Source organism: Clostridium sp. ZBS15, assembly GCF_023845705.1.
Classification (GTDB): Bacteria; Bacillota; Clostridia; order Clostridiales; family Clostridiaceae; genus Clostridium; species Clostridium aquiflavi.
Genome location: NZ_JAMQHY010000092.1, coordinates 1 through 306, shown reverse-complemented (window position 1 = coordinate 306; position 306 = coordinate 1). Strand labels below are relative to the sequence as shown.

Genomic DNA, 306 nt, shown 5'->3' with positions numbered 1-306 from the left:
GCAGTTTTTTCATTTCCGCTAAGCCCTAAATTATTTGTTAAAATAACATCTGGATTTGCTGCAATTACTGACTCTTCTGAAGTTGTTATCCAAGAATTTTGGTCTCCAAAAATATTTTTAGCTCCAACTACTTCTATCATTTCATTTAAAAAAGTATCTTTACCAAAAGTAAATAAACCTGAACCTGAGCCTATTTCAAAATAGACACTTTTCTTTTCTGTAATAGTATCAGAAATAGTTTTTATTGCATTAACTTCTTTTTTCATGTTTTCTACTATTTCTTTACCTTTCAATTCAGTATCTGTT

The 306-nt window shown here is 28.4% G+C and carries 1 protein-coding gene; it reads right to left on the bottom strand.

The window, feature by feature from the left end:
* The coding region (locus tag NG904_RS16510) for an ABC transporter substrate-binding protein (RefSeq protein WP_252232796.1) at positions 1-306 on the bottom strand (306 nt) is incomplete at both ends.